Annotated in this window: 21 protein-coding genes and 1 pseudogene; 8 read left to right on the top strand and 14 right to left on the bottom strand. The window is 62.5% G+C overall.

Features of this window, described 5'->3' with window-relative positions:
- Positions 1–84 precede the first annotated feature (84 nt).
- The 3 genes from rnd to ACWGTI_RS23680 form a co-directional block, all read right to left on the bottom strand.
- Complete coding sequence (rnd, locus tag ACWGTI_RS23690; protein WP_454589359.1) at positions 85–1,236, bottom strand: ribonuclease D; 1,152 nt, start codon at positions 1,234–1,236, stop codon at positions 85–87.
- 73 nt (positions 1,237–1,309) lie between these two features.
- Positions 1,310–2,554: an MFS transporter gene (locus ACWGTI_RS23685; protein WP_454589358.1), complete on the bottom strand. Its 1,245-nt coding sequence runs from the start codon at positions 2,552–2,554 to the stop codon at positions 1,310–1,312.
- Positions 2,555–2,754: 200 nt separating this feature from the next.
- Complete coding sequence (locus ACWGTI_RS23680; protein WP_454589357.1) at positions 2,755–3,960, bottom strand: MFS transporter; 1,206 nt, start codon at positions 3,958–3,960, stop codon at positions 2,755–2,757.
- 114 nt (positions 3,961–4,074) lie between these two features.
- Here ACWGTI_RS23680 and ACWGTI_RS23675 point away from each other — a divergent pair, with 114 nt between their 5' ends.
- Entirely contained in the window at positions 4,075–4,833 is a 759-nt protein-coding gene (locus ACWGTI_RS23675) for a DeoR/GlpR family DNA-binding transcription regulator (RefSeq protein WP_454589356.1), read from the top strand.
- A gap of 22 nt (positions 4,834–4,855) precedes the next feature.
- Here ACWGTI_RS23675 and ACWGTI_RS23670 read toward each other — a convergent pair whose 3' ends face one another.
- Entirely contained in the window at positions 4,856–5,248 is a 393-nt protein-coding gene (locus ACWGTI_RS23670) for a hemin receptor (RefSeq protein ID WP_454589355.1), read from the bottom strand.
- 224 nt (positions 5,249–5,472) lie between these two features.
- On the opposite strand from ACWGTI_RS23670, the gene aspS reads away from it, so the two are divergent.
- Positions 5,473–7,263 carry an aspartate--tRNA ligase gene (gene aspS, locus ACWGTI_RS23665; protein WP_454589482.1) on the top strand — a complete coding sequence of 597 codons (1,791 nt, stop codon included), beginning with the start codon at positions 5,473–5,475 and terminating at the stop codon, positions 7,261–7,263.
- A 121-nt stretch (positions 7,264–7,384) separates the two neighbouring features.
- Here aspS and ACWGTI_RS23660 read toward each other — a convergent pair whose 3' ends face one another.
- A complete protein-coding gene (locus ACWGTI_RS23660) occupies positions 7,385–8,575 on the bottom strand; it encodes a hypothetical protein (RefSeq protein ID WP_454589354.1) in 1,191 nt (396 codons plus the stop codon).
- 401 nt (positions 8,576–8,976) lie between these two features.
- On the opposite strand from ACWGTI_RS23660, the gene parC reads away from it, so the two are divergent.
- Both parC and ACWGTI_RS23650 read left to right on the top strand, forming a co-directional pair.
- On the top strand, positions 8,977–11,229 hold the full coding sequence (gene parC, locus ACWGTI_RS23655; protein ID WP_454589353.1) for a DNA topoisomerase IV subunit A: 2,253 nt from the start codon (positions 8,977–8,979) through the stop codon (positions 11,227–11,229).
- Positions 11,230–11,346: 117 nt separating this feature from the next.
- Positions 11,347–12,561 (top strand): AI-2E family transporter, encoded by a 1,215-nt coding sequence (locus tag ACWGTI_RS23650; protein WP_454589352.1) that lies wholly within the window; start codon positions 11,347–11,349, stop codon positions 12,559–12,561.
- Between the two features lie 18 nt (positions 12,562–12,579).
- Here the strand turns inward: ACWGTI_RS23650 and ACWGTI_RS23645 are convergent, their stop codons facing one another.
- The 4 genes from ACWGTI_RS23645 to ACWGTI_RS23630 form a co-directional block, all read right to left on the bottom strand.
- Positions 12,580–12,903, bottom strand: a complete 324-nt coding sequence (locus ACWGTI_RS23645; protein ID WP_454589351.1) for a hypothetical protein — start codon at positions 12,901–12,903, stop codon at positions 12,580–12,582.
- A 122-nt stretch (positions 12,904–13,025) separates the two neighbouring features.
- Complete coding sequence (locus tag ACWGTI_RS23640) at positions 13,026–13,922, bottom strand: DMT family transporter (protein ID WP_454589350.1); 897 nt, start codon at positions 13,920–13,922, stop codon at positions 13,026–13,028.
- 144 nt (positions 13,923–14,066) lie between these two features.
- On the bottom strand, positions 14,067–14,831 hold the full coding sequence (locus tag ACWGTI_RS23635) for an arginyltransferase (RefSeq protein ID WP_142869454.1): 765 nt from the start codon (positions 14,829–14,831) through the stop codon (positions 14,067–14,069).
- Between the two features lie 138 nt (positions 14,832–14,969).
- Positions 14,970–15,440 carry an RDD family protein gene (locus ACWGTI_RS23630; protein WP_454589349.1) on the bottom strand — a complete coding sequence of 157 codons (471 nt, stop codon included), beginning with the start codon at positions 15,438–15,440 and terminating at the stop codon, positions 14,970–14,972.
- A 198-nt stretch (positions 15,441–15,638) separates the two neighbouring features.
- On the opposite strand from ACWGTI_RS23630, the gene sthA reads away from it, so the two are divergent.
- Positions 15,639–17,027 (top strand): Si-specific NAD(P)(+) transhydrogenase, encoded by a 1,389-nt coding sequence (sthA, locus tag ACWGTI_RS23625; RefSeq protein ID WP_454589348.1) that lies wholly within the window; start codon positions 15,639–15,641, stop codon positions 17,025–17,027.
- Positions 17,028–17,036: 9 nt separating this feature from the next.
- Here the strand turns inward: sthA and ACWGTI_RS23620 are convergent, their stop codons facing one another.
- The 5 genes from ACWGTI_RS23620 to ACWGTI_RS23600 form a co-directional block, all read right to left on the bottom strand.
- Positions 17,037–18,146 (bottom strand): hypothetical protein, encoded by a 1,110-nt coding sequence (locus ACWGTI_RS23620; protein ID WP_454589347.1) that lies wholly within the window; start codon positions 18,144–18,146, stop codon positions 17,037–17,039.
- Positions 18,146–18,763: a 5-bromo-4-chloroindolyl phosphate hydrolysis family protein gene (locus ACWGTI_RS23615; RefSeq protein WP_454589346.1), complete on the bottom strand. Its 618-nt coding sequence runs from the start codon at positions 18,761–18,763 to the stop codon at positions 18,146–18,148. The genes ACWGTI_RS23620 and ACWGTI_RS23615 overlap by 1 nt, the downstream gene beginning before the upstream one ends.
- Before the next feature lie 4 nt (positions 18,764–18,767).
- The gene (locus tag ACWGTI_RS23610) at positions 18,768–20,339 is read right to left on the bottom strand and encodes a substrate-binding domain-containing protein (protein ID WP_454589345.1); all 1,572 of its coding nucleotides are present in this window, start codon (positions 20,337–20,339) and stop codon (positions 18,768–18,770) included.
- Between the two features lie 11 nt (positions 20,340–20,350).
- Positions 20,351–21,430: a toxic anion resistance protein gene (locus ACWGTI_RS23605; RefSeq protein WP_454589344.1), complete on the bottom strand. Its 1,080-nt coding sequence runs from the start codon at positions 21,428–21,430 to the stop codon at positions 20,351–20,353.
- Positions 21,431–21,550: 120 nt separating this feature from the next.
- Positions 21,551–22,225 carry an alpha/beta hydrolase gene (locus ACWGTI_RS23600; RefSeq protein ID WP_454589343.1) on the bottom strand — a complete coding sequence of 225 codons (675 nt, stop codon included), beginning with the start codon at positions 22,223–22,225 and terminating at the stop codon, positions 21,551–21,553.
- A 212-nt stretch (positions 22,226–22,437) separates the two neighbouring features.
- On the opposite strand from ACWGTI_RS23600, the gene ACWGTI_RS23595 reads away from it, so the two are divergent.
- The 3 genes and pseudogenes from ACWGTI_RS23595 to ACWGTI_RS23585 form a co-directional block, all read left to right on the top strand.
- On the top strand, positions 22,438–23,616 hold the full coding sequence (locus ACWGTI_RS23595) for an OpgC family protein (protein WP_454589342.1): 1,179 nt from the start codon (positions 22,438–22,440) through the stop codon (positions 23,614–23,616).
- 223 nt (positions 23,617–23,839) lie between these two features.
- Positions 23,840–24,766, top strand: a complete 927-nt coding sequence (locus ACWGTI_RS23590) for an ArsR/SmtB family transcription factor (protein ID WP_454576705.1) — start codon at positions 23,840–23,842, stop codon at positions 24,764–24,766.
- Positions 24,767–24,949: 183 nt separating this feature from the next.
- Positions 24,950–25,458: pseudogene (locus tag ACWGTI_RS23585) on the top strand (alpha-N-arabinofuranosidase); the annotation flags it as partial.

Raw genomic sequence — 25,458 nt, 5'->3', positions numbered from 1 at the left:
GGCGATCCGTCACGCACCCCTCAACCGTCTCGGCGCCGCGTGCCGATCAACCTTCTCCACAAGGGGAGAAGGGGAAGGCGGATGCTACAAATCGAACACCGCGATCTTGCGCTTGTCGAACTTGATGCCGATTTCGCCGCGCACCAGCTTCAGTGCAGCCTCGCCGAAGACCGCGCGCCGCCATCCTTGCAGCGCCGGCACGTCGGCGGCTTCGCCTTCGGCGGCGATGCGGTCGATGTCGTCGCTGGATGCTAGCACTTTCGAGGCGACGCCTTCCTTCTCGGCGACGATCCGCAACAGCACTTTCAGCAGCTCTGCAGCCGCGCTTGAACCCTCGGGCGGCTGAAAGCTCTTGGGCAGCTTCGGCATCTCTTCCCGGGGCAGAGCGAGCGCCGTGTTGACCGCGCCGAGCAATGCGGTTGCTGTCGATGACCGTTCCCAGCCTTTCGGCGTGGTGCGCAGCTTGCTCAACGCGGCCGCATCGCGCGGCGCCTGCTGGGCAACCTCGTATATGGCGTCATCCTTGAGCACCCTGCCGCGCGGCACGTCGCGCTCACGCGCCTCGCGCTCGCGCCATGCCGCCACCGTCTGCACGATCGCCAGTTCCTGCGGCTTGCGCAGCCGCATCTTCAGCCGCTTCCAGGCATCTTCGGGGTGCGGATCGTAGGTCTCGCGCGAGGTCAGCACCTCCATTTCCTCGTTCAACCAATGGGCGCGGTTCTCCCGCTCCAGTTCGGCGCTGAGGTGCTTGTAGACATCGATCAGATGGGTGACGTCGGCCAGCGCATAGTCGAGCTGCTTGTCGGACAGCGGCCGGTGGCGCCAGTCGGTGAAACGCGAGGATTTGTCGAGCCGGGCGCCGGTGATGCGCTGCACCAGCTGGTCGTAGGAGACGCTGTCGCCGAAACCGCAGACCATGGCCGCGACCTGGGTGTCGAAGACGGGATGCGGCACCAGATCGCCGAGATGGACGATGATTTCGATGTCCTGGCGCGCGGCGTGGAAGACCTTGACCACCGCTTCATTGGCCATCAGCCGGAAGAACGGGGCGAGGTTGATGTCGGGCGATAGCGGGTCGATCAGCGCGGTGACGCCGGGCGCCGCCATCTGGATCAGGCACAGGATCGGCCAGAACGTCGTTTCGCGGATGAATTCGGTGTCGACGGTGACGAAATCCGACTTTTCGAAAGCGGCGAGAGCGGTCTCGAGTTCTGTCTGGGTGGTGATGAAGTGCATCAAATCGCTTTTGGCAAAGAGTAAGGTCTGCCTAGATTTCAGCCGCGCGGGCTTTCGTCAAGCCGCCCTTCGGTCAAGTATTCGTCGATCCGTCGGAATCGCCATTCCTGCGCGCCAGCCGCGCGAATACAGTCGATGTGCGCAGCAGCGCCGTGAAGCGGCTGCGCTTGCCCGCCGGCACGCTGCCACGCACCTGCATGCGGTAGAGAATGACGGCGATGAGGATGGCATAGACCGTCGCGCTGAATACAAACAGGGCGCCCGGTCCGAAATACTGCATCACCGTCGACGCCGCGAAGGGGCCGCCAATGGCGCCGAAGGAATAGAACAGCATCAAAGCAGCGTTGATCAGCACGAACTCCCCCTTATCGGCGCGGTCGTTGGAATGCGCCGCCGACAGCGAATAGAGCGGCATGGCGAAGCTGCCGAAGATGAAGACGATGATCAAATTGAGGGTCGGATTGGCCCCGGCGACGAACGCCAGCGCCAGCGCCGCCAGCATCGCGCCGCAGGTCGTGGCCAAAAGCACCGCCCGCCGGTCCCAGCGGTCGGAAAGAGAGCCGAGCGGGTACTGGATCAGCGCGCCACCAAAGATGCCGACGCTGACGAAGGTGACGACATCGGCCACCGACATGCCGATCTGCTCGGCATAGACCGGCGACAGCGTGCGGAAGGCGCTGTTGGTGACGCCGACGCAGATGCAGCCGAAGCAGCCGAGGGGCGAGATTCGCCAGACGCGCGCGAGGTCGAGCTTGACGTCTTCCGGCGGCGTCGGGTTGGAGCGGTCGCCAAGCGACACCGGCACCAGTGACAGCGTGATCATCATCGACATGATGGCGAAGATGGCAAAGCCGCCGGGGCCGAAGATCGGGATCAGGAACTGCGCGCCGGTCACCGAGCCGATATCGACCATGCGGTAGATGGCGAGTACCCGCGCGCGATCCTTGTTTTCGACGCCGGAATTCAGCCAAGCTTCCATGACGGTGAACAGGCCGGCGAAGCAGAAGCCGCCGGCAAAGCGCACCGCGCACCACATCACGGGATCGATCACCAGCACCAGCAGCAGCGTGCCGGCGGAGGCGGTCGCGGCGAGCGCCGAAAACGTCCTGACATGGCCGACCGCCTTGAGGATGCGGGTGACGGCGAGGCAGCCGAGCAGGAAACCGGCGAAATAGAACGTGCCCATCAGGCCGATGTCGGAGGCGGAAAATCCTTCCTGCGCGCCACGCAGCGCGATCAGCGTGCCCTGCAACCCATTGCCCCCAAGCAGGATGCCGGCGGCGATGAGGAGAGGGATCAGCGGGCGGATCGAGGACATGCGGAACCGATGCTTAGAGCATGATCCCGAAAAGTGGGAACCGGTTTTCGGAAAAGATCATGCTTCGACAAAGAGCTGGATGAGTATGACGATTCAACGAAAACTCATCTAGGTGGCTCCGCAGTTCTGAACCATCGGTGCGGCCATTGCCAGCGGCTTATCCGGCCGCCAACAGGTGTGTGGCCTTCAGGTAGGGCCGCTCAAGCTTCGTGAGCCCTCGCCAACGCTTCGCCAGCCGCCGGCGCGACAGGGCTGGCCGCCCTTCGGCCAAGCGAGCCGGCGGTCAGCAGGCTGAGGATGATAAACGGGATGCCGATGCCGAAGGCCGAGCGGATACCCCAATGGTCGGAGACGAAGCCGAGCAGCGGCGGGCCGAGCAGGAAGGCGACAAAGGAGATCTGCGACAACGCCGCGACATTGATTGCCGCGGAGCGGTCCGTCCGCTGGGCGGCCGCCGAGATCGCCAGCGGAAAGATCGCACTGCTGCCGATGCCCAGCAGGGCAAAGCCCAGCATCGATACGAGCGGGGCAGGCGAGAAGAAGACGAGCAGCACGCCTGCCGCCATCGTCGCCAGCAGCACCCGCGCCACGCCGCTCGGCGAATGGCGCTCGACAAAGCTGTCGGCGAAGAAGCGCGTGCTCGCTTGCGAGAATGCAAACAGCGCCACCGTGAAGCCGGCGACGAACGGGCCTGCATCGAACACGGTGCGCATATAGATCGCCGACCAGTCGATGCTGGCGCCTTCCATCAGCATTGCCGACAGTGTCACTGCGACGAGGACGAGGATCGGCAGCGTCGGCCGCGCCAGCCTTGGCACCGTCTCGTCATTGCCGGCGAAGCGGCTCGGCGCCGGTTCGTAACCGCCGAGAAACAGCGCTATTCCAATCGCCACCATCGGTACGACGATCGCCAACTGCAGTTGCGGCGATATGCCGAGATGCGCAAGCGCCGCGCCGAACAGGCCTGCGCCGAAAAAGCCTATGCTCCAGAACGAATGCGCCCGGTTCATGATCCTACGCTTGAGCAGGAATTCGGTCCTGTCAGCTTCGACGTTGAGGATGATCTCGACGCTGCCGATCATCAGGCCGACCGGAATCAGCATCAGGAACAGCGCGAGCGGCCCAGGCGCATGCACGGCAAGGGCATAGGCTATCGACAAAAGCGGGACCAGCCCGAGCAATGCGCGGCGGAAGCCGACGCGCTCCAGGATTGGCGCCGCCAGCGTCAACGCGGTCAGGGTGCCGATCGGCGTCCCGATCAGGCTGAGCCCGAGCGTGCCGTCCTCGATGCCCATGGCATGCTTGATGTCGGGCAGCCGCGGAAAGATGTTGCCCATGCCGAACGAGTAGATCGCAAAACCGGCATAGACCCGGTGTTGCGGAGCGAGGCTGAGGCCAAAGGTCATGGCGATGCTTTCAAGACAGGGGAGCCGGCGGTTGCCACAGGCTGGATTTGCTCGACATCTTGCACAAACATGCAAATCATGCAAGAACGCGCATGAAGAAAACAGGATCATGCAATGTTGACCGATGAGCGGCATCAAATCATCCGCGATCGCCTGGCCGTCGAGGGAAGGGTGCTGGCCGGCGAACTGGCAAGCCGCTTCGGCGTTTCGGAAGACACGGTCCGCCGCGACCTCAGGGAACTCGCCAAGGCCGGGCAATGCCGCCGCGTCTATGGCGGCGCGGTTGCAGCCGCACCGTTCGCCGCTACGCCTGTCGGCCTGCGGGCCGGCCATGCGGTCGAAGAAAAGACGCGGCTTGCCCGCGCGACCGTGGCATTGCTTTCGCGCGGACAGACCCTGTTCATCGACAGCGGCTCGACCAACGCCGCGATCGCCAGGGCCATCCCGCGCGACCTCGATCTGACGGTCGCCACCAATTCGCTCGAAGTTGCCTCAGTCCTGTCGAACCACGCTTTGATCGAGCTGATTGTGCTTGGGGGGCGGTTCGACCGTCACCTCGGCGCCTGCGTTGGCGCCGACACGCTTGCCGCCGTCGCGCAGCTTGGCGCGGACCTGTTTGTTCTCGGTTCCTGCGGTCTCGATGCCTCGCGCGGCGTGACGGCTTTCGATTCGGCTGAGGCCGAGGTGAAGCGGGCCATGGCCAAGAACAGCGCAGGCATCGTCATCGCCGTCACCAACGACAAGCTGGCCACCGCCGCGCCCTATCGGGTCGCCCGGCCAGAGGCGATCCGCCACCTTGTGGTCGAAAAGACAGCGCCGGCCGCGATCCTCGCCGATTTCGAACGGCAGGGCGCCGAAATCCACGTTGCTTGAACAAGCGGGGCGCGCCGGCTGCTCACGACGCAGCATGTGCGACGAACACTTCGACATCTTCCTTTGAATAACCGAGAAGGGCTCCTTCAAGCCTCGCCAGATCATTCGATGTGAAGACGTCAAAGGCCTCTCCGCTGCGGCACATTCTGGAGATCAACGAGCTCAGTTTGCAGCGCCATTCTTCTGTCGGCAGGCAGTAGCGGCGCTCCTCCACTGAGGTTCTAGGATCAATCTGGGTGCACTTCAGGATACGGCCTTCTTCGACAAACGGTTTGAATCCCGCGTCACCAACATCTTCGGCGTTCATACCCGGTTCCGCCGCGAACAAGGCCATCGGTTTGTCGCCCTGAAGCATCAGTTCCAACTCACGGCCATTATGTGGTCCGACACCCGGCGGGACTTTGGCTTTTGGCATGAAGCATCTCCAGATCACTTGATGACTGCACTGTCGCGACAAACACTTCTGGCGGCAATGCGGCAAGCCTGGCAGAAGACTTCAACCCTGACGATCGCATACAGAGATGAACCAGACCCGGCTTGCCTTGACAAATCCGGCCTCCCATGCGCTTTTCGCGCAAATTTTGGACCGAGCTTTGATGCTCGGGCCACAACCCAACACCCCGGACTTTTGACATGACCATGCATCGTTACCGCAGCCACACCTGTGCCCAGTTGAGAAAGAGCGATGTCGGCTCTTCCGTTCGCCTGTCGGGCTGGGTACATCGCGTGCGCGACCATGGCGGCCTGCTGTTCATCGATTTGCGCGACCATTACGGCCTGACCCAGATTGTTGCCGATCCGGACTCGCCCGCCTTCAAGGTCGCCGAGACGCTGCGTGGCGAATGGGTGGTCCGCGTCGACGGCGAGGTCAAGGCGCGCCTGCCGGACACCATCAACGCCAATTTGCCGACCGGCGAGATCGAGATTTTTGCGCGCGAGATCGAGGTGCTGTCGGCGGCTAAGGAATTGCCGCTGCCGGTGTTCGGCGAGCCGGACTATCCCGAGGACATCCGCCTGAAGTACCGCTTCCTCGACCTGCGCCGTGAGACGCTGCACCGGAACATCGTGGCGCGCACCAAGATCATCGCTGAGATGCGCAAGCGCATGACCGATGTCGGCTTCACGGAATTCTCGACGCCGATCCTGACCGCCTCGTCGCCGGAAGGCGCGCGCGACTTCCTGGTGCCGTCGCGCATCCATCCCGGCACCTTCTACGCGTTGCCGCAGGCGCCGCAGCAGTACAAGCAGCTGATCATGGTCTCCGGCTTCGACCGCTATTTCCAGATCGCGCCCTGCTTCCGCGACGAGGATCCGCGCGCCGACCGTCTGCCCGGCGAATTCTACCAGCTCGACCTCGAAATGAGCTTCGTCGAGCAGGACGACGTGCTGTCGACCATGGAACCGGTGATGCGCGGCGTGTTCGAGACTTTCGCCAACGGCAAGCCGGTGACGCAGAAATTCCAGCGCATTCCCTATGATGTGGCAATGCGCAAATACGGCTCCGACAAGCCGGACCTGCGCAACCCGATCGAGATGCAGGCCGTCTCCGATCATTTCCGCGATTCCGGCTTCAAGGTGTTCGCCAACATCCTGGCCAACGATCCGAAGGCCGAAGTGTGGGGCATTCCGGCAAAGACCGGCGGCAGCCGCGCCTTTTGCGACCGGATGAACTCGTGGGCGCAAGGCGAGGGCCAGCCGGGCCTGGGCTACATCTTCTGGCGCAAGGAAGGCGACAAGCTTGAAGGCGCCGGTCCGCTGGCCAAGAACATTGGCGAGGAGCGCACCGAGGCGATCCGTCAGCAGCTCGGCCTTGCCGATGGCGACGCCGCCTTCTTCGTCGCCGGCGATCCGAAGAAATTCGTCGCCTTCGCCGGTGCCGCGCGTACCCGCGCCGGCGAGGAACTGAACCTTGTCGACCGCGAGCGCTTCGAGTTGTGCTGGATCGTCGACTTCCCGTTCTTCGAGTGGAACGAGGAGGAGAAGAAGATCGATTTCGCCCACAACCCGTTCTCGATGCCGCAGGGGGGTATCGAGGCGCTAGGTGGCGGGGATCTGCTCGGCATCAAGGCCTTCCAGTACGACATGGTCTGCAACGGCTTCGAGATCGCGTCCGGCGGTATCCGCAACCATCTGCCGGAAACCATGGTCAAGGCGTTCGAGACGGTCGGGCTGGACCGCGCCACGGTCGAAGAGCGCTTCGGCGGCCTCTACCGCGCCTTCCAGTATGGCGCCCCGCCGCATGGCGGCATGGCGGCCGGCGTCGACCGTGTCGTCATGCTTCTGGTCGGCGCCAAGAACCTGCGCGAGATCACCATGTTCCCGATGAACCAGCAGGCATACGACCTGTTGATGAACGCGCCTTCGGAAGCCACGCCGCAGCAGCTGCGCGAGCTCTCGTTGCGCGTCGCGGTAGTGAAGAAAGACGCCTGATCGCGAAGTCCCGGCGGTGCTTTAACAAACCGCCCGAACCGATTCTTCTCATTCAACAACCCAACAAAAAAGCCCGGCATTTTTCGCTGCCGGGCTTTTGCTTTTCGAGCTTTCGCTTCGATCAGTCTTCGTTGGCCGTGACGTGGACGCCGAGCGTCTTCGGCAGGTCGAGCGGGTTGGACATCGCACCCGCCATGATCAGCGCGAACGGCACCGATGCCGGCGGCTCGGCCGAGATTTCGAGGCTCTTCGGATCGTCGAGGTACTTGCTCACCGCAGCCGTCACTTCGGCCGTCAGTTCCGGATTGTTGAGCTGCGCCATGCCGAACGGCACGATAGCCTTGGCCTGGTTGGCGATGTCCTTGCCCGACATGCCCTGCTGCTTGCCGACATAATCCAGCACCTTGCCGGTCAGAGAATCGTCGTCGAAGCGGACCGAGGCGCTGTTGAAGGAAAGCTGCTGCAACAGGCCGAGCAACGCCATGCCTTGCGCCGAGTTGTCGGCCCCTTCGGGCTGCGCCGCCATCTTCTTCTGCATCTCCTGCATCGACTTGACGAAGTCGACCGTGTAGCCGCCGAGGCCGAACGTCATGCCGAGCGTGCCGGCATTCTCGACCGAGATGTCGTATTTCGACAGGTCCATCTTGCCGTCGCTCGGCTGCCAGGTGCCGCCGATTTCGATGTTGCCCGATATGTTCTGGTAGCCAAGGGCCTCGATGGCTTCCTTGGACTTCGCATCGTCGACCAAGGTCAGGTCGGCGTTGAACTTTTCCGTCGTGGCGGAAAATTCCATCGCCTTGCCGTCGGCCGGAGGCGTGATTTGGACAGCAACGCCGTCTACCGAGAAGGCGGTCTTGTCGGCAACCTTGACCGTCAGGTTTTCGAGTTCGGCCGACTTGTAGATCATCATCGAGCCGAGCGGGCCCGTAGCGCCCTCGGCCGGGATGTTGGCGTCATGAATGACGAAGGGGGTGAGGTTGAGCGTGACGCCGTCCTTGCTGTGCTCGAACGCGGACGTCGAGATGGTCGCGATATCGAAGCCGCCATTGGCCTCGGTCACGCCTTCAAGCTTGATGTCGCCGATCGGCAGCGCTTCCTTTTCGGCCGCCGGCTTCACCGACACGCCCTGCAGCACCATGCTGGAATTGTCGCCGGTAACGCCGGTCCAGGTGATATCGACGCCCTGGACTGCAAGTGCGGCCTTCAGCCGGTCGGCAACCGCAGTGTCCTGCGCAAAGGCGGCATTCAGCGGCAACGTCAGCAAAAAGGTCGAAAAAGCGAGTGTCTTGAGTGTTGAGCGTTGGATTGTCATCGCGAGTTCCCTGAGAGAGTCCTGAAAAGTGTTTTCTTGAATTCTACGCCATCACCATTCCGTGACGAACTGGACGGGAAAAAGGCACTTTCCCGCAGATTTGTCGAAAATCACGGCGAAAGGCAAATCGGAGCGGGAGCCTTCGCTCGATGCGGTGAATAGGTCATGAAGGTCGGGCTCCCCTGCGTACCGTCACCTGCCTTAGAGTGGGCATGTAACAGATTGATGTTGGTTGGCAACAGCACTGCTACCGGTGCTGTTGCACAGGGCGGCACGTTGGAACATGAAGTCCGTCACATCCATCGCCGGATCCTGAGCCCGCTTCGCAGCCCAAGGCCGCAAATTGCGGATTTCCGCAGCCCCGCCTTGCCGCGAATCACCCGCTCGGCTAGTCCACCCGCATGGGAAAAAGGCTTTTGCCGCCTGAAGATGGCGGCGGTGATCACATCGAACCGGTCGATCTGAAGAAGGCGCTGGAAGAGCGCTATCTTGCCTACGCGCTGTCGACCATCATGCATCGGGCTCTGCCGGATGTGCGCGACGGGCTGAAGCCCGTGCATCGCCGCATCATGCACGCCATGCGGCTGCTCAGGCTCAACCCCGACCAGGGCTTTGCCAAATGCGCCCGCATTGTCGGCGACGTGATGGGCAAGTTCCATCCGCACGGCGACCAGTCGATCTACGACGCGCTGGTGCGCCTGGCGCAGGATTTCTCCATGCGCTATCCGCTGGTCGACGGGCAGGGCAATTTCGGCAATATCGACGGCGATAACGCCGCGGCCATGCGCTATACCGAGGCGCGCATGACCGAGGTGGCGAGCGATCTGCTTGCCGGCATCACCGAGGATGCCGTCGATTACCGACCGACCTACAATGAGGAAGACGAGGAGCCCGTGGTGCTCCCTGGCGCCTTCCCGAATCTGCTCGCCAACGGCTCTTCCGGCATTGCGGTCGGCATGGCGACGTCCATCCCGCCGCACAACGCCGCCGAGCTTTGCGATGCGGCCCTGCATCTGATCGAGCAACCGGACGCACCGGTGGCAAAGTTGATGGAGTTCGTCCAGGGACCGGATTTCCCAACCGGCGGCATCATCGTCGACAGCCGCGCTTCCATCCTGGAAGCCTATGAGACCGGCCGCGGCGGGTTTCGCGTGCGCGCCAAATGGGGCCAGGAGGATCAGGGCAGGGGCACCTGGAGCATCGTCGTCACCGAAATTCCTTACGGCATCCAGAAGGCCAGGCTGATCGAAAAGATCGCCGAGCTGCTGATCGCCCGCAAATTGCCGCTGCTCGAGGATATCAGGGACGAAAGCGCCGAGGACGTCCGCATTGTGCTCGTGCCGAAGAGCCGCACCGTGGATCCCGGCATTCTGATGGAATCGCTGTTCAAGCTGACCGAGCTTGAAAGCCGATTCCCCCTCAACATGAACGTGCTGTCGCGTGGCAAGGTGCCCAACGTCCTTTCGCTGAGGGGCGTGCTGAAAGAGTGGCTCGACCATCGGCGCGATGTGCTGATCCGCCGCTCGAAGCATCGGCTTGGCGAGATAGAGAAGCGGCTGGAAATCCTTGCCGGTTACCTGATCGCCTATCTCAACATCGACGAGGTCATCAGGATCATCCGCGAGGAGGATGAGCCCAAGCAGGTGATGATGGCCCGCTGGTCGCTCACCGACACCCAGGCCGAAGCGATTCTCAACATGCGGCTGCGTGCCTTGCGCAAGCTGGAAGAGTTCGAAATCCGCAAGGAATTCGACGGTCTCACCACCGAAAAGAAGCAGATCGAGGCATTGCTCGCGTCCGACGCCAAGCAATGGTCGACGATCAAGTGGGAAGTCACGCAGGTTCGCGACAAGTTCGGCCCCGAAACCGAGCTCGGCAAGCGCCGGACCCAGTTCGCCGACGCGCCGGAGCATGACCTGACCGACATTGCGCACGCCATGATCGAGCGCGAGCCGGTCACCGTGGTGATCTCGGAGAAGGGCTGGCTGCGGGCCATGAAAGGCCATCTGGCCGACCATTCCACGCTGACCTTCAAGGAGGGCGACAGCCTCAAGCTCGCCTTCCACGCCCAGACCACCGACAAGATCCTGGTCTTCACCACCGGCGGCAAGTTCTACACCATCGGCGCCGACCGGCTGCCGGGCGGGCGTGGCCATGGCGAACCGATCCGCATCATCGTCGATATGGACAATGATCAGGACATCGTCACCGCTTTCGTTCATGACCCGAAGCGCAAGCTGCTGCTTGTTTCCTACGACGCCAACGGCTTCATCGTGCCGGAGGAAGAGGTCGTCGCCAACACCCGCAAGGGCAAGCAGGTGATGAACGTCAAGGCGCCCGACGAGGCCAAGGCCTGCGTCGCGGTTTCCGGCGATCACCTCGCCATCGTCGGCGAGAACCGCAAGATGCTGGTGTTCGCGCTGTCCGAAATCCCCGAAATGGGCCGCGGCAAGGGCGTTCGCCTGCAGAAATACAAGGATGGCGGTCTGCTCGACCTCAAGCCTTTCACGCTGGGGAGCGGCCTGTCCTGGCAGGATTCGGCCGACCGTACGTTTATCAGGTCGCGCGAGGAACTGGCCGAATGGATCGGCGCCAGGGCCTCGGCCGGGCGGATGGTGCCGAAGGGATTCCCGCGGACGGGGAAGTTTGGGTAGGTGATCTCCCCACGAGGGCGGAGATTGGCAGCTTCACCACCACGCATTTGGACTATCGTCACGATTGCGGCACTATGACAGTGCATAAGCGCTTGGTAGGCCGGGAGTGATGGGCGTTTGAAGGAAGCGAAGATCCAGAAGCCGGAACGTCAGCAACGCCTGTTCGGCCTGTCGACGCCGCTGAGAGCCGCCGTCATTCCACCGCTGTCGGCGGCGCGCTGGCTGTTGGTGCTGATCGTCGCCGCCGGCGTCTATTTCTTCCACGGCTTCCTGTTTCCGGTGCTCGCGGCGCTGGTCATCGCCTTCGCCAGCTGGCCGCTCTATCGCACGCTGCTTGCCGGCGTCGGCGGCAACCGCACCATCGCTGCGACTTTTGCCATCCTGTTCATCCTGACCTTCCTGGTCGTGCCGATCGCGCTCGCCGGCACCTATGCCATCAACGAGGTCCGCGAATGGGTTGGTTGGGCGATCGAGACCAACCGGCATGGCGCTGTCACGCCGCACTGGATCGCCACGCTGCCCGTCGTTGGCGAGTGGCTGAACGAACAATGGACGGACAATTTCGGCCATCCCGGCGGCATTGGCGAACTGATCCAGCTGGTCAGCGGCGCCAATATAGGCAGCATCTATCGCGGCGTGCTGGCTGCCGGCGGCAGCGCCTTCGGCCTCTTGCTGACACTGCTGTTCATGATGATCGCGCTTTTCTTCGCCTATCGCGACGGCGAGCAGTTCGCCGGCCAGATCGATCGGCTCGGTGAACGCATCCTGCCGGCACGCTGGGAGCGGATTTCGCGCGTCGTACCGGCGACCATCTCGTCCACCGTCACCGGCATGACCGTGATTGCCATCGGCGAGGGGCTGGTGCTGGGCGTCGCATACTGGCTGGCCGGCGTGCCGTCGCCGGTGACGCTGGGCGCGCTCACCGGCGTCATGGCGCTTATCCCCGGCGGCGCGCCGCTGTCCTTTACCCTGGTGTCGATCTATCTCGCCGCCAGCGGCTCACCAATGGCCGGACTGGCGCTGTTCATCTGGGGCGCGGTGGAACTGTTCATCGTCGACAAGACCTTGCGTCCGAAACTGGTCGGCGGACCGATCAAACTGCCCTTCCTGCCGACCTTTTTCGGCCTGATCGGTGGGGTCAAGACGATGGGCTTTCTCGGCCTGTTCATCGGCCCTGTTCTGATGGCGCTGCTGGTCGCGATCTGGCGCGAATGGTTGCGCGAGGTGGAACTGGCCGAGGAAATCCCGCCGGGCTCGTCGGTCGAAATCGAAGCCGATCCACAGATCGAGGTTCTGCCTGCCCCCGGTGCGGCGAAGAAAGCCAGCGCCTGACCCGCAGTCCGGGTCGCCTTAGGGGACATCGAGATTCAGATCATTCCAGCTAAAAAAGTACCAGCCGAGCACCCACGCTGCTGAGGCGCATAGTGTCACCGAAATCGGCAGCACGAGGAAAACGATCCAAAAGAATCCGTCCAACGTGTCTCGCATTTGAAAGTGTGTATACTGCAATATCAGCGCCGCTATCGCGCCGATCGTGGCCGCGGCCGAAGTCAGCGCCAGGACGACAAACCACGCTACGGAGAGCCCGTCCATGGGGCGGGAGAAGATCGCTGGGCCAGTAAAGCAAAGCGCTAGCCCAACAACTACGAAAATCATTGCCGCGATGCGCTTCATTGGATTACCGGCCCAATTAGATTTGGGCTTATCCTGAAGGATAGCTGTTACTAGCGGACTAACGCGACGACAGGATTACGTCTGTCAGCGCTTTTGGAGCCTGCCTTGCTCGTCGCGGCATTCTAAGCCGGATGAACGACGGCGAGCGCTGCCCGGCGCTTGCGCCCCTCATGCAACTGCCACAGCGAATGCGCGACCAGTGTGACGATCAGGATCGCGCCGCCGATGAGGCTGTTGGGCGATGGTGTCTCGTCAAAGATCATCCACACCCAGACCGGCGCCAGCACTGTTTCCAGGAGATAGAACATCGCCACTTCCGGACCTGAGATGTATTTCGGCCCGTTTGCGAGGCAGAAGAAGGCGATCGGCATGATGATGGCGCCGTTGAAGAGGATCCATCCCGGCGCCTCTACCTGAAAGCCTGTCTTTGCGACCATGAACGCCGCCAACGCAAACGGCGGGACGACGCCGATCAGCGCGGTGAAACCCATGTCCTTGCCGCTGGCGCGCGAGATGGTGATGGCGCAGGCGATCGCCAAGGCTGAACACAGCGCCATCATGTCGCCGAACAGATATCCGGTGCCGACGGAATCACCAACGATGATGCCGACGCCAACGATCATCACCGCCATGGCCGCAAGCGTCAGCGGCCGTGGCCGCTCCTTCAGGAACAGCCACGACAGCAGCGCTGAGAACATGGTGGTGAAGGCCAGGATGAAAACCAGATTGGCGGTCGAGGTGTTGTAGACACCGGTGATGAAGGCGATTGCGCCGAGCCCGTAAATGGCGGCAACGATCAGCCCCGACCAGCCCGGTATGAGCTGTGGCGCATTCTTGCTGAACGAGCGCCAGACCGCCCAGACGATCATTGCCGTGACGAAGGTGGCGCCGGTGCGCAGGAGCAGTATCGTCCAGGCTTCGCCATGGGCGAGCCGGATCAGCGGAATGTCGACGGTCAGCGTCAGGCCGCCAAGCGCGGAGAGCAGAAGTCCTTTGGTGTGAGCGTTGTGAGACGACATGAAGCGGCTTTCGCAATGAATTCGGGAGAGTATGGCCGGCCTGCGCAATCGCACACTCTCCGCCGTCAGGCGGAAAGACCAGCATCTTCTGCGTTGAAACTATTTAGGCCCGAACTTGGACCCGGATTTGGGGAAAAAGAAAAATCAGCGCGTGACCGCTTCGTGGTCGTAGCGTTCCCAGCCCTTCGGGCCGAGATGCTCCTGCGGCATGAAGCGCATCTTATAGTTCATCTTGCGCGAGCCGTTGACCCAGTAGCCGAGATAGACATGGGGCAGACCCATGGCCCTGGCGCGGGCGATATGGTCTAGGATCATGAAGGTGCCGAGCGAGCGGTCCTCGAACTCGGGATTGAAGTAGGAATAGACCATCGACAGACCGTCGGCCATCTTGTCGGTCAGCGCCACGGCGATCAGCTCGCCCTGGCCCTTGCCGGTGATGAAAGTGTCGGGGCCGCGCTTACGGTACTCGATGACTTTGGTGTCGACATGGGTGTCCTCGACCATCATGGCGTAGTCCAGCACCGTCATGTCGGACATGCCGCCGCGGCGGTGGCGGGCGTCGAGATAGCCGCGGAACAGCGAATACTGCTCGGTCGACGGCTGCGCGTCGTGCATGGCGCCGATGAGATCGGAATTGCGCTGGATCACCCGCTTCATGTTCCGGCTGGCGGTGAATTCCTGCGCCAGGATGCGCACAGAGACGCAGGCGCGGCAGGTCTCGCAGGCCGGCCGGTAGGCGATGTTCTGCGAGCGCCGGAAGCCGCCTTGCGTCAACAGGTCGTTCATCTCAGGCGCCTTGTCGCCGACCAGATGCGTAAACACCTTGCGCTCGAACTGGCCCTCAAGATACGGGCACGGCGATGGGGCGGTCAGGAAGAACTGCGGCGACTGGGTTGGATGCTGCGTCATCGAACCTTGGAAACACTCCTGCGAATCGCTCTACCTTTGGCCTCGCCGAGGAAAAATTCAACAGGATTGTGAAGGCGTGCGTGAAAGGACGCCTTCAATTTGTGCGCCGATGGTGGTCGGGAGGAGCCGAAAGCCGGTTCAACGGTCGCTGCGGCTGACAACTGTGCCAAGCAGCAGGTCGTGTAGCGTGCGCTTGCGGTCGGAAAACAGCGTCACCAAAAGAATGAGCGGCGTCAGGATGACGGTGCTCGCCCAGAACAGCACCGAATGGACAACAGCGGTGAGCCCGTCGATACGGCTGCCGTCGAGGCGATCGAGCCGAATGCCCATCATCCTCATACCAGATGTGGCCTGGTTGCGGCCGCCCAGCGTGTTCCAGATGTAGAGAATGGCGACCGCCGGCACGAGGATGGAATACAGCGCCCAGCCAAGACCGAATGTCAAAAGGCCAAGCACGGCCACCAGGATCGCGAACGGAATGGTGAGCAGCGCCACGATGCAATAGTCGATGATAAAGGCGAGGATGCGCCGCGTGCGCACACCGTCATAGGCCCTGACGTCGTCGAGCCTGCTGGTGATGATTTCGCCGTCAAGTACGCGCGCGTTCATGTCATGTCCTCGTAACAGGCGCCACGCTAGGGTGCGCGGCCGCCGCCACCTGAAATGGTGAAGGCCGCAGGCGGAATCAAGATCGCGCCGGGAATGCGGTCATCGGCGTCGTGACAGGCGCTGCGAACCGGTTGAATTTACCCTAGGGATGGCGTTAGCTTGCTGCGGCGCAACAAGACGCCGAGGGGATGGGGAAATATGGATTACGACATGCTGGTCATCGGCAGCGGCCCTTCCGGCCGCCGCGCCGCGGTGCAATCGGCCAAGCTCGGCAAATCGGTGCTGGTGGTCGACAGGGGCCGGCGCCTCGGCGGCGTCTCGGTGCACACCGGCACCATCCCGTCGAAGACGCTGCGCGAGACGGTGCTCAACCTCTCCGGCTGGCGCGAGCGCGGCTTTTACGGCCGCGGCTACCGGGTCAAGCAAGACATCTCTATCGCCGACTTGGTCGAGCGCCTGCACAAGACGCTCGACCACGAGGTCGAGGTGCTGCAGCACCAGTTCATGCGCAACGCGGTCAAGAGCGCACGCGCCATGGCGAAATTCGTTGGCCCCAACAAGGTCAGCCTGACGGCCGACAATGGCGACTACTCGGAGGTCGGCTTCGCCAATGCGCTTATTGCAGTCGGCACCAGGCCGCACCGGCCGCGCGACGTGCCTTTCGACAAGATCCGCGTCTTCGACAGTGACGAGATGCTGGAGCTCGACCATCTGCCGCGCACGCTGACGGTGATCGGCGCCGGCGTCATCGGCGTTGAATATGCGACCATCTTTTCGGCCCTCGACGTGCCGGTGACGCTGGTCGAGCCGCGCAACACCATCCTCGATTTCGTCGACCGCGAGATCGTCGATGACTTCATCCACCAGATGCGTGACCGCGGCATGACCATCCGCCTCGGCAGCACGGTCAAGGAAATCGTCTCAAAACCCGACTATGCCGAAGTGACGCTTGCCGATGGCCGCACCATCCGCTCCGAAATCGTGCTCTATGCCGCCGGCCGCAGTGGCAATCTCGGCAGCCTCGGCCTCGACGTGGTCGGCATCGAGGCCGACTCCAGGGGCCGCATCAAGGTCGATCCGCAGACCTTCCAGACCAGTGCACCCAACATCTATGCCACCGGCGACGTCATCGGTTTTCCCAGCCTTGCCTCGACCTCGATGGAACAGGGCAGGGTGGCAGCCTGCCACGCCTTCGGCGTGCAATTGCCGCCACCGCCGGAAACCTTTCCATATGGCATCTACTCCGTGCCGGAGATCTCCACCGTCGGCCAGTCGGAGGAACAGGTGCGCGAGAGCGGTGCAGCCTATGAGGTTGGCCTGGCGCGGTTCCGCGAAACCTCGCGGGGCCACATCATGGGCGTCAATTCGGGCTTCCTGAAGCTGCTGTTCTCGGTCGAGACGCGCCGCCTGCTCGGCGCCCACATCGTCGGCGAGGGCGCCACCGAACTGATCCATATCGGCCAGGCGGTGATCAATCTCGGCGGCACGGTCGACTTCTTCGTCAACAACACCTTCAACTATCCGACGCTGGCCGAAGCCTACAAGATCGCCGGGCTCGATGCCTGGAACCGGATGGGGCGGGGGTAGGCGCTGGCGCTAGCCTTCCATCTGCGCAAGCAGCGACAGCATGACCTCGGCCGAAGGCATCGGCAGCACCGCCTCGATTTCGGCCGGCCGCACGCCGGCGATCGCCGCATCGGCTCCAGCGGCGACGGTGCCCAGCGGCCCGCGGAACCCGTGCTTGGACCAGGCAAGTTCCTGCAGCTTCGGGCTGGTCAGCGCGTCGAGCAGCGGATCGACGGCCGGGTCGATGACGATCATGGGGTGCGCCGAATAGACGGTCGGGCGCGGGTAGAGGATTTCCGGCTTGGCGCCGGTTCCGGCCTGCACCCTTTGCCAGCGAGCCGGATCGGCCAGCGCCCATTCGACCAGCTGGTTCTCATAGCCGACCGCCATCGGCTCGGCGCCGAGCCCGCCGGCAATGTATTGGTCGAACAGTTTGCCTGACGAGGACGATTTCAGCCCCATGGTGCGGAAGATCGCCCTGGCCTGCTCGCCATGCTGCGCCAGCAGTTCCTGCGTCGCGACGTCGCCGCTCATCAGGCTGAGCACCAGGCCGGCGAACATGAAGCCGGAGTTGGAGCGGTTGGGGTCGGTGGAAACGATGCGGGCACGGCCGTAAAGCTCGTCGATGCCGAGATCCGCCCAGCTCTTGCCCGCCAGTATGGCGTCGAGCAGCGCCTTGAGATCGAGCTGGTTGTAGCCGCCCTTGGCCGCGACCGTGACCAGCCCGCTCTTCTTCAGGCCTTCGACCACCGGCCCCCAGGTGTAGACGACGATGGGCGAGTTGAGCACCACCTGGTCGTTGCGGATCGACACGCCACTCTTGCGGGCGAGGTCGACCATGATCGAGGAGGACGGCCACAGGAATTGCGGCTTTTGCGAGAGAAGGGCCGGCTCGCGTACCATTTCGACGGAACCGGCGACACGCGCGTCAAGCTCGAGGCCGTAACCGCCAAGCGCGCTGACGACATCGGGGTCGGCCAGAAACGCCTGCTTCTCGCCGCCGATGAAGCCGAACAGATGCGCCCGGTTGCCGAGATAGCCGCGAAACTCGGGGCGGTCCTTCAGCGTCAGATAGCCGCCGGTGCCGGCGGCGGCGGCACCCAGCAATCCCAGTCCGAAAGCGCGGCGCGAAATGGCCATCAGCGACCGATATCCTCTTTCAGCGACTCCTGAATGAGTCGCAAGTCCACGTCGAGCGTGCCGAGTTCGCTATCGGCTAGGCTGTCGGCATAATGCACGAAAGCGTCCTGAAGCTTGGTGATGACCGCGCCGACATTTGCAAGCCGCGCCTGGCTCGGCGCGCGCCGGTTCGCCAGCGTCGCATAACCGTCGGCCACTTCCGCCGCCTGCGGCACATAGTAGGTGAGAAACCGCCGCACGGAGGGCGCGGTTTCCGGTTTTGCCTCGACCTTGGCGATCACGTCGGCCGCAATGTCGGACAGATTCTTCACTTTGGCCTTCATCTCCTTGTCCGAGATCGACGAGGCGGCCATGGCGAGCTGATCAGCCGCCGGTTGCGCCTGCGCCAGCAACTCGCGCGCGAACGCCACGCGGCTGCCGCTGATCGATCTGAGGTCGAGCCCTTCGAACAGCTGGCGCGGCGCCAGAACGAAGACCAGTCCGGCAAAGACCAAGCCGGCGATGATGGCCGAGACCAGGAACGGGAAATGGGTGAGAAAGCTCAAGGCGAGCAAAAGCGCTGCCGACACCGCGCCTGCCGCGATCCAGTTCCAGTCGTTGCCGAACAGCCCGCGCATTGTTCTAATTGTATCCGCGGGCGGCGCGGAAGGCACCGGCCAGATCGCGACCGCCGTCGAAGACCCGCGCCGAGGTCGCTTTGGCGAGGTTGTCGAGCTGGCTCTTGTCAGCATCGCCGAAAGTGATGCCGAACGCCGGCACCCGAATCGGCGCGCTGCGCCACTGGCTGAGGAAGTAATCGGGACCGCCGTCGGTGCGGCCATCGGTCATGATGACGATGGCCGGCAGGTATTTCGACAGATCGGGCGTGGCGGTGATTTTCTGCAAGGCCTGCTCGGCGCAGGCATACATGTCAGTACCGCCGCCGGCATGCTGCCGGGCGACATCTGCCAGAAGCTCGCTCTGGCCGACAGCGTCGCCTTTGGCCTCGAACGTGTCGCGCACGGTGCTGTCGAAAGGCAGCACGAAGATGTGGTCGGACGGCGTCCATTGCACCAGCACTTCGCTGGCCTTTTCCGGCGTGAACAGGAACTGCGCCGCTGCCTGCAGCTGCTTTTCGCCCTCATCTTCCATGGAGCCGGAAAAGTCGAAGCAGAGCGCCGTCAGCGACGGCTTGCGCAGCGCCTCCTGGTAGAGATTGAGCGCCGTGCGGATCACCGCCGGCTCGGGCATGCGGATCGACGTCACAAGCTTGCCCGGATCGAAATTCCAGTCCGGCTCGGCCGCCGCCTGGGTCGCCGACCCGCCGAGCGGCAGTCGCCGGCCGGTGTCGGCGATGCGCTTGCGGATCGGATCCGATTGCAGAAACGCCAAAAGGTCGGTGAAGAATTTCTCGACCTCCGGCCCGCGCCCATGGTCGATGAAGCCGAGCGGTGAATCGCCGACAGCGACACCATCGGCCGGGTAGATGGCATAGAGCGGCTCGTCGCCCAGTTGCTTCAGCTTGTCGTTGGTTTCCTTGAGCGTCGCCTCGTAGTTCCACATCGCATCGTAGAGCGTGCCCTGGCGCGCGGATTCGACATAGAGGTCGGCCAGCCAGCCCGACGAGCCGGACGAGCGTTCGACGCCCTGCAGCAAGGCGCCGACCGTGTCCCGCACAGCCGGACTGTCGAGGTCGCCGGGTTCGATCACTTCCTTGCCGCCGAGCGCGCTGGACAGCATGGCGAGATAGGCGCTGGCGCCGGAATTGGATTGCGTCGCCGAGGTCATCAGAAATTTCAGCTTGCCGTCCTTCACCGCCGCGAGGATGTCCTTCATGAACACCTCCTTGCCGACCCAGCCGAGTTCGGCCGCCTTGGATTTGCGCACGCCGAGGATAACCGGCATCTGCGCGATCGAGGTCAGGTTGCGCACCTTGCGGCCGCTGTCGAACAGATCGACCCACACACTCGAGGCCGGCCATACCGCATCCTGGTCGAGGCCGCCTGATTTCTGCAGGCCAAGGCCGATGTCGAGCGAGCCCTGATAGGTGATAGTGCAGGTGGCGCCTTGCTTGGCGCAGAACTCCTGCACGATCGGTTCCAGCACCGTGTTCTCGGAGCCGGAGACGATGGAGAATTTCACATTGCTGCCGCTGCACGCCGCAAGAAGCAGCGCCAGGGCCAGCACCAGAACGGACGTCAGCGTCTTCGGCATGGCGGTTCCGATCAGGCCTGGGTCAGCGCCTTCTTGAGATCGACGGTCATCTGGTCCATCTGCTTTTCGGCATCGGCGCGCTTCTGGCGGCCTTCCTGCTGCACCTTCAGGACGCCTTGCACCGTGTCGATGAGGTCGCGATTGGCCTGCGCCAGGGTCTCGACATCGACGATGCCGCGTTGCGCCTGTTCTTCGATGGAGATGGCCTGGTCCTTCATCATCTTGGACGTCTGGCGGATCATCTCATTGGTGGCATCGGTCACGGTCTTTTGCAGGTCGAGCGCCGATTTCTGGTTGGTGAGGCCAAGCAGGATGACCATCTTCTGCTTCCAGGCCGGCACGGTCAGCGCCGAAGTCGCCTGCAGATTCTCGATCAGCGTTTCGTCGCCGGATTGAACGATGCGGATCTGCGGCAATTGCTGGATGCCGAGCTGGCGCGCCTGGATGAGATAGAAGATGCGCTTTTCCAACCGGTCGAGAGCCTGGACGGTGTCCTGGTAGGTCTGCGCCTCAAGCGTGCCGCCGACATCGCTGCCGGCAGCGTCCGCGGCCGCCTTCAGCTTGGGCAGTTCATTGGCGCGGTAGTTTTCGACGTACTTCTTGCCGGCCTGCACATAGGCGTCGAGCTTGACGATGGAATCTTTGGTCTGCTCATGCAGATCGTCGAGTACCGCTATGTCGCGCCGCAGCGTATCCTTGTGGCGGTCGAGCTCGAGGCCGATGCGGTCGATCTGCCCCGCCACGTCCTCGTATTTTTCCTTGAAGCGTTCGAGCCGTGCCTTGAAGGAGGAGAACAGGTTGCTAAGGAACCCTTGATCCTTCAGCGCAGCCGGATCGAGGTTCTTGGCCTTCATGATGATATCGGTGAGGAGATCGCCGGTGTCGCCGAGATCGCGGTTGCGCAACTGCCCCAGGATCTTGTCGGCATAGTCGCTGACAGCTTGCTGGGCGCGGTCGCCATAGACCGAAATCCCGGCGCGGTCGCGCACGTCGATGGCGCTTTCAATCTTCGCCACTTCGGCCGGATTGGCCGCGATCACCGGCAATTTCGAGGTGTCGTCGAGCAGAGTGATGCTGTTCTTGTCGGCCATGCGGACCCCCCTCAAGTGAACAGTATCTCGATACACAATGTGTGACAGAGATATGTCCGTCTTGTGGACAATGGAAGAGCTTGCCCGGGCCTGGCCTGAAATCGCGGTGAATCCGGCCGCTCAGCTTGCCCGTGCCACCACGACTGGTCCCGCCAGCCACTGCCGGACGATTGCCGCATCGGGGTCGCCGATTTGATGGCCGGACGCCACGATGCGGGCGTCGACCTCGGCGCCGCGACCATGAAGCAGCGTCACCAGCGCCGGCGCAAACGGTCCGTAGGTCTCGTCGGCGGCGCCGGCGACGATCAGCACACGCGTTCCGCTGAGGTCGGTTGACGGCATATCGTCAAGCACCGGCATCGCTCTCAGCAGCGCCGCTTTGCGGACGAGGCCGGGGTTGAGCAGCATCAGGCTGGACACCAGATTGGCGCCGTTGGAATAGCCGAGGAAGATCGCCCGGGCGAGATCGAGCCGGTGCCGCCTTGCCGCCTCGCTGACAAAAGCGGCAAAGTCTGAGGTCTCGGCGCGGATGCTCGCCTGCTCGAAGCGGGTCGGGGTGACACGCTCGAACCAGCGGAAGCCGTCCTCCTGGGGGATGCGGCCCCGCACCGCGACGAGCGTGGCGTCGGGTGCGATCTGCCTTGCAATCGGCAGCATCGTTGTTTCGTCGACACCCGATCCGTGCAGCAAAAACAGGCACTCGCCGCCGGCATTTTCCGGCTTGAGCAGGCGGTAGGGAAAGGCCAAATCCTGATGCAGAAAGCCGTTCTTTTCGCTATATTCGGACACGCTCATATCTCTTTGATTTTGTAGATATATTGTTCATTTGCCGGCTTCAAAACGGAATATTTTCATGCTCCGCGAAATGTGATTGAACCAGGCTCATTTCAGACCGTTTCTGCGCCGATATGCTTCCTGCGGGAGGAATCGAAGCGGTGTGCGCCGATGGTCGCATCCCGGCATGAACAACACGAGCACCCTTGCTCTCGCTTTGAGGCCTTTTGTCGATGACCCTGCCAGTTCCGAATGAGCGCGACACGCGCATTGACGTGTTCCGCGCGCTCGCTCTCCTGACCATCTATGTCGACCATGTGCCGGGCACCGTCTTCGAAACGCTGACCTACAAGAATTTCGGATTCTCGGACGCGGCGGAAGCCTTCGTGCTGATCTCCGGCATGTCGGTCGCGCTCGCCTATGGCAACAAATTCCAGCCGGGCGGCCGGCTGCTCGCGACGTTGAAGATGTGGCGCCGCGCCGGCGTCCTCTACACCGCCCACATCGTCACCACCATGGTGGTGATGGCCCTGTTCTGCATGGCGGCGGTGTTCGCCCATCGACCCGAAATGCTGAAACTGATCAACATCGAGCCGCTGATGAAAAACACGCCGGAGGTGATGGTCGGCATCGTCACGCTTGGCCACCAGCTCGGCTACAACAACATCCTGCCGGTCTATGCGGCGCTGTTGCTGATGGCGCCGCTCTTCCTGCTCTTCGTCAGTTACCGGCCGCTGCCGGCGCTTGTGTTCTCTGGTGCGCTGTGGCTCGTTGCCGGCATCTGGCAGATCGCGCCGCCGAACTATCCCGAGCCCGGCTTCTGGTTCCTCAACCCGCTGTCCTGGCAGTTCCTGTTCAACATTGGCCTGGCCGGCATGCTGCATGTCCGGCGCGGCGGCACAATTCCCGTCAATCGCTGGCTGGTGGGTGCCGCCGCGACCTATGTGGCGGCAGCGCTGGTCTGGGTACACAGCCCGCTCTGGGGCCAGATAAGCTGGTTCGACCTGCCAGTGGTGATCGGCGGCTTCGACAAGACATTCCTGTCGCTGCCACGGCTGCTGCATATCCTGGCTGTAAGCTATCTGATCGTCGCCCTGCCGGCTTTCTCGAACCTGTTCCGTCTCAGCCGGGATCATCCGCTCGCTTTGCTCGGCAAACGCTCGTTGCCGGTGTTCCTTGCCGGCACGGTGATCGCCATGGCGGCGCAGGTGATGAAGCTGATCAATCCGGGCGGCTTTGCCTATGACGCCCTGCTGATATCGGCCGGCATCGCCATGCAGTTCGCGCTCGCCTTCTATCTCGAATGGCTGTCCGGCATCGGCTGGTCGGGCAAGAAACCGGTGCGCACCGAAGCGCCGGCCGTTCCACAGGCTTTCGGCATGTCGCCCGCGGTGGCAAGGCTCAGCAGGTGAATCCAGACCAGCCGTTCTGGATGGTTGACGTCAGGCGCATGGAGTCCGAGCGGCAGGCATCCCGCGTGTCGCATAGCTGAACCGCCAGCCAGGTGCCTCGAGACCCTGTCACCTGCCGCTGATCGCTGCAGCGCCTGCGGTTCGGCGGGCGCATTGTTTAAATCAAATATCCAGATATACAATGTGATTCCGGATATAGATTTCGCGCAGACTGGCAAATCGCATGAGTCCCAATTTTCTGGTGATCGACCCTGAGGAAGGCATTGCCGTTCTCAAAGGGCTGGCCTCTTCGGCGCGCATCTCCATGCTTAAGCTGCTGCATGAGAAGGGGCCGATGAATGTCAACGAAATCGCCGCCGTGCTGTCGCTGCCGCAATCGACGGTCTCGACCAATATCCAGGTTCTCGAGGATGCAGGACTGATCCGCACCGAGAACCAGAAGGCAAAGAAAGGCAGTCAGAAGATCTGTTATCCGACCGCCGAGGAAGTGCTCGTGGTTTTCAAGAGCGAGTATCGCGCTGTCAGGAACGACGCGATCGAAGTGTCAATGCCGATCGGGCTTTACACCGGTTTCGAGGTCACCGCGCCCTGCGGCCTCTGTTCGCCGGACGGCATCATCGGCCTGCTCGACGTGCCGAACACATTTCTCGATCCGGACCGCATGAAAGCCGGGCTTTTGTGGTTCACGCGCGGCTTTGTCGAATACCAGTTTCCCAACAATGCCAAGCTCGCCAATGCGGAGATCACCGAGCTCGAAGTGGCCATAGAACTGTCCTCGGAAGTGCCGGGCACCAGCGCCGACTGGCCCTCCGACATCACGCTGACGATCAATGGCGTCGATGTCGGCACCTGGACCTCGCCCGGCGACTTCGGCGACAAGCGCGGCGTCTTCACGCCTTCTTGGTGGAAGCTCAAGGGCTCACAATATGGCAAGCTGAAGAACTGGCGAATTTCCACCGACGGCACATATGTCGACGGCGTCAGGATTTCCGAAGCCAGCCTCGCTGCCCTCGACCTCATGGGCCATCATTCGATCCGCGTCCGTATCGGCGTCAAGGACGACGCCCTGCGCCCCGGCGGAATCAACATTTTCGGCAAGGGGTTCGGAAATTACGACCAGGACATCCTGCTCAGGATCAAAACCAGTTGATATCGTAAAATCGGGTTTGAAAAATTGTGCAGCAATTTCAGCCAAATGGCACACAGGCTCTCCAAATAATCATCTGATTTATCAGACATTTGCCTATTTTGACTTGACGAAAGCCTGCTGGTTCCCTTCTGATATCGGACAAGGTGATTTAAATCACCATTTTTGATATTTAGGGCAGGAATGATGAAGGCAGAAGTTACGGCGCATCCTCGTTATGTCGTCTCGGAAATCGATCCGAGGCTCTATGGATCCTTTATCGAGCATCTGGGCCGCGCGGTTTACACCGGTATCTATGAGCCTGGCCATCCGACCGCAGATGCCAATGGCATGCGTCAGGACGTCATCGATCTCGTCAGGGAACTCAATGTTCCTGTTGTGCGCTATCCCGGCGGAAATTTCGTGTCCGCCTACAATTGGGAGGACGGCGTTGGCCCCAGGGAGGGGCGCCCGGTGCGCCTCGACCTCGCCTGGCACACGTCGGAGAGCAATGAAGTCGGCCTGCATGAATTCGCCGACTGGTGCACCTCCGCCAACACCGAGATGATGCTCGCCGTCAATCTCGGCTCGCGCGGCCTCGACGAAGCCCGCAACCTTCTTGAATACGCCAACCATCCTGGCGGCAGCGAATGGAGCGACAAGCGCATCGCCAACGGCCGCACGGAGCCGTTCGGCGTCAAGCTCTGGTGCCTCGG

This window comes from Mesorhizobium sp. ArgA1 (genome assembly GCF_053714375.1).
The sequence above is the reverse complement of the archived record's forward strand: the minus strand, read 5'-3'. Positions and strand labels throughout refer to the sequence as shown.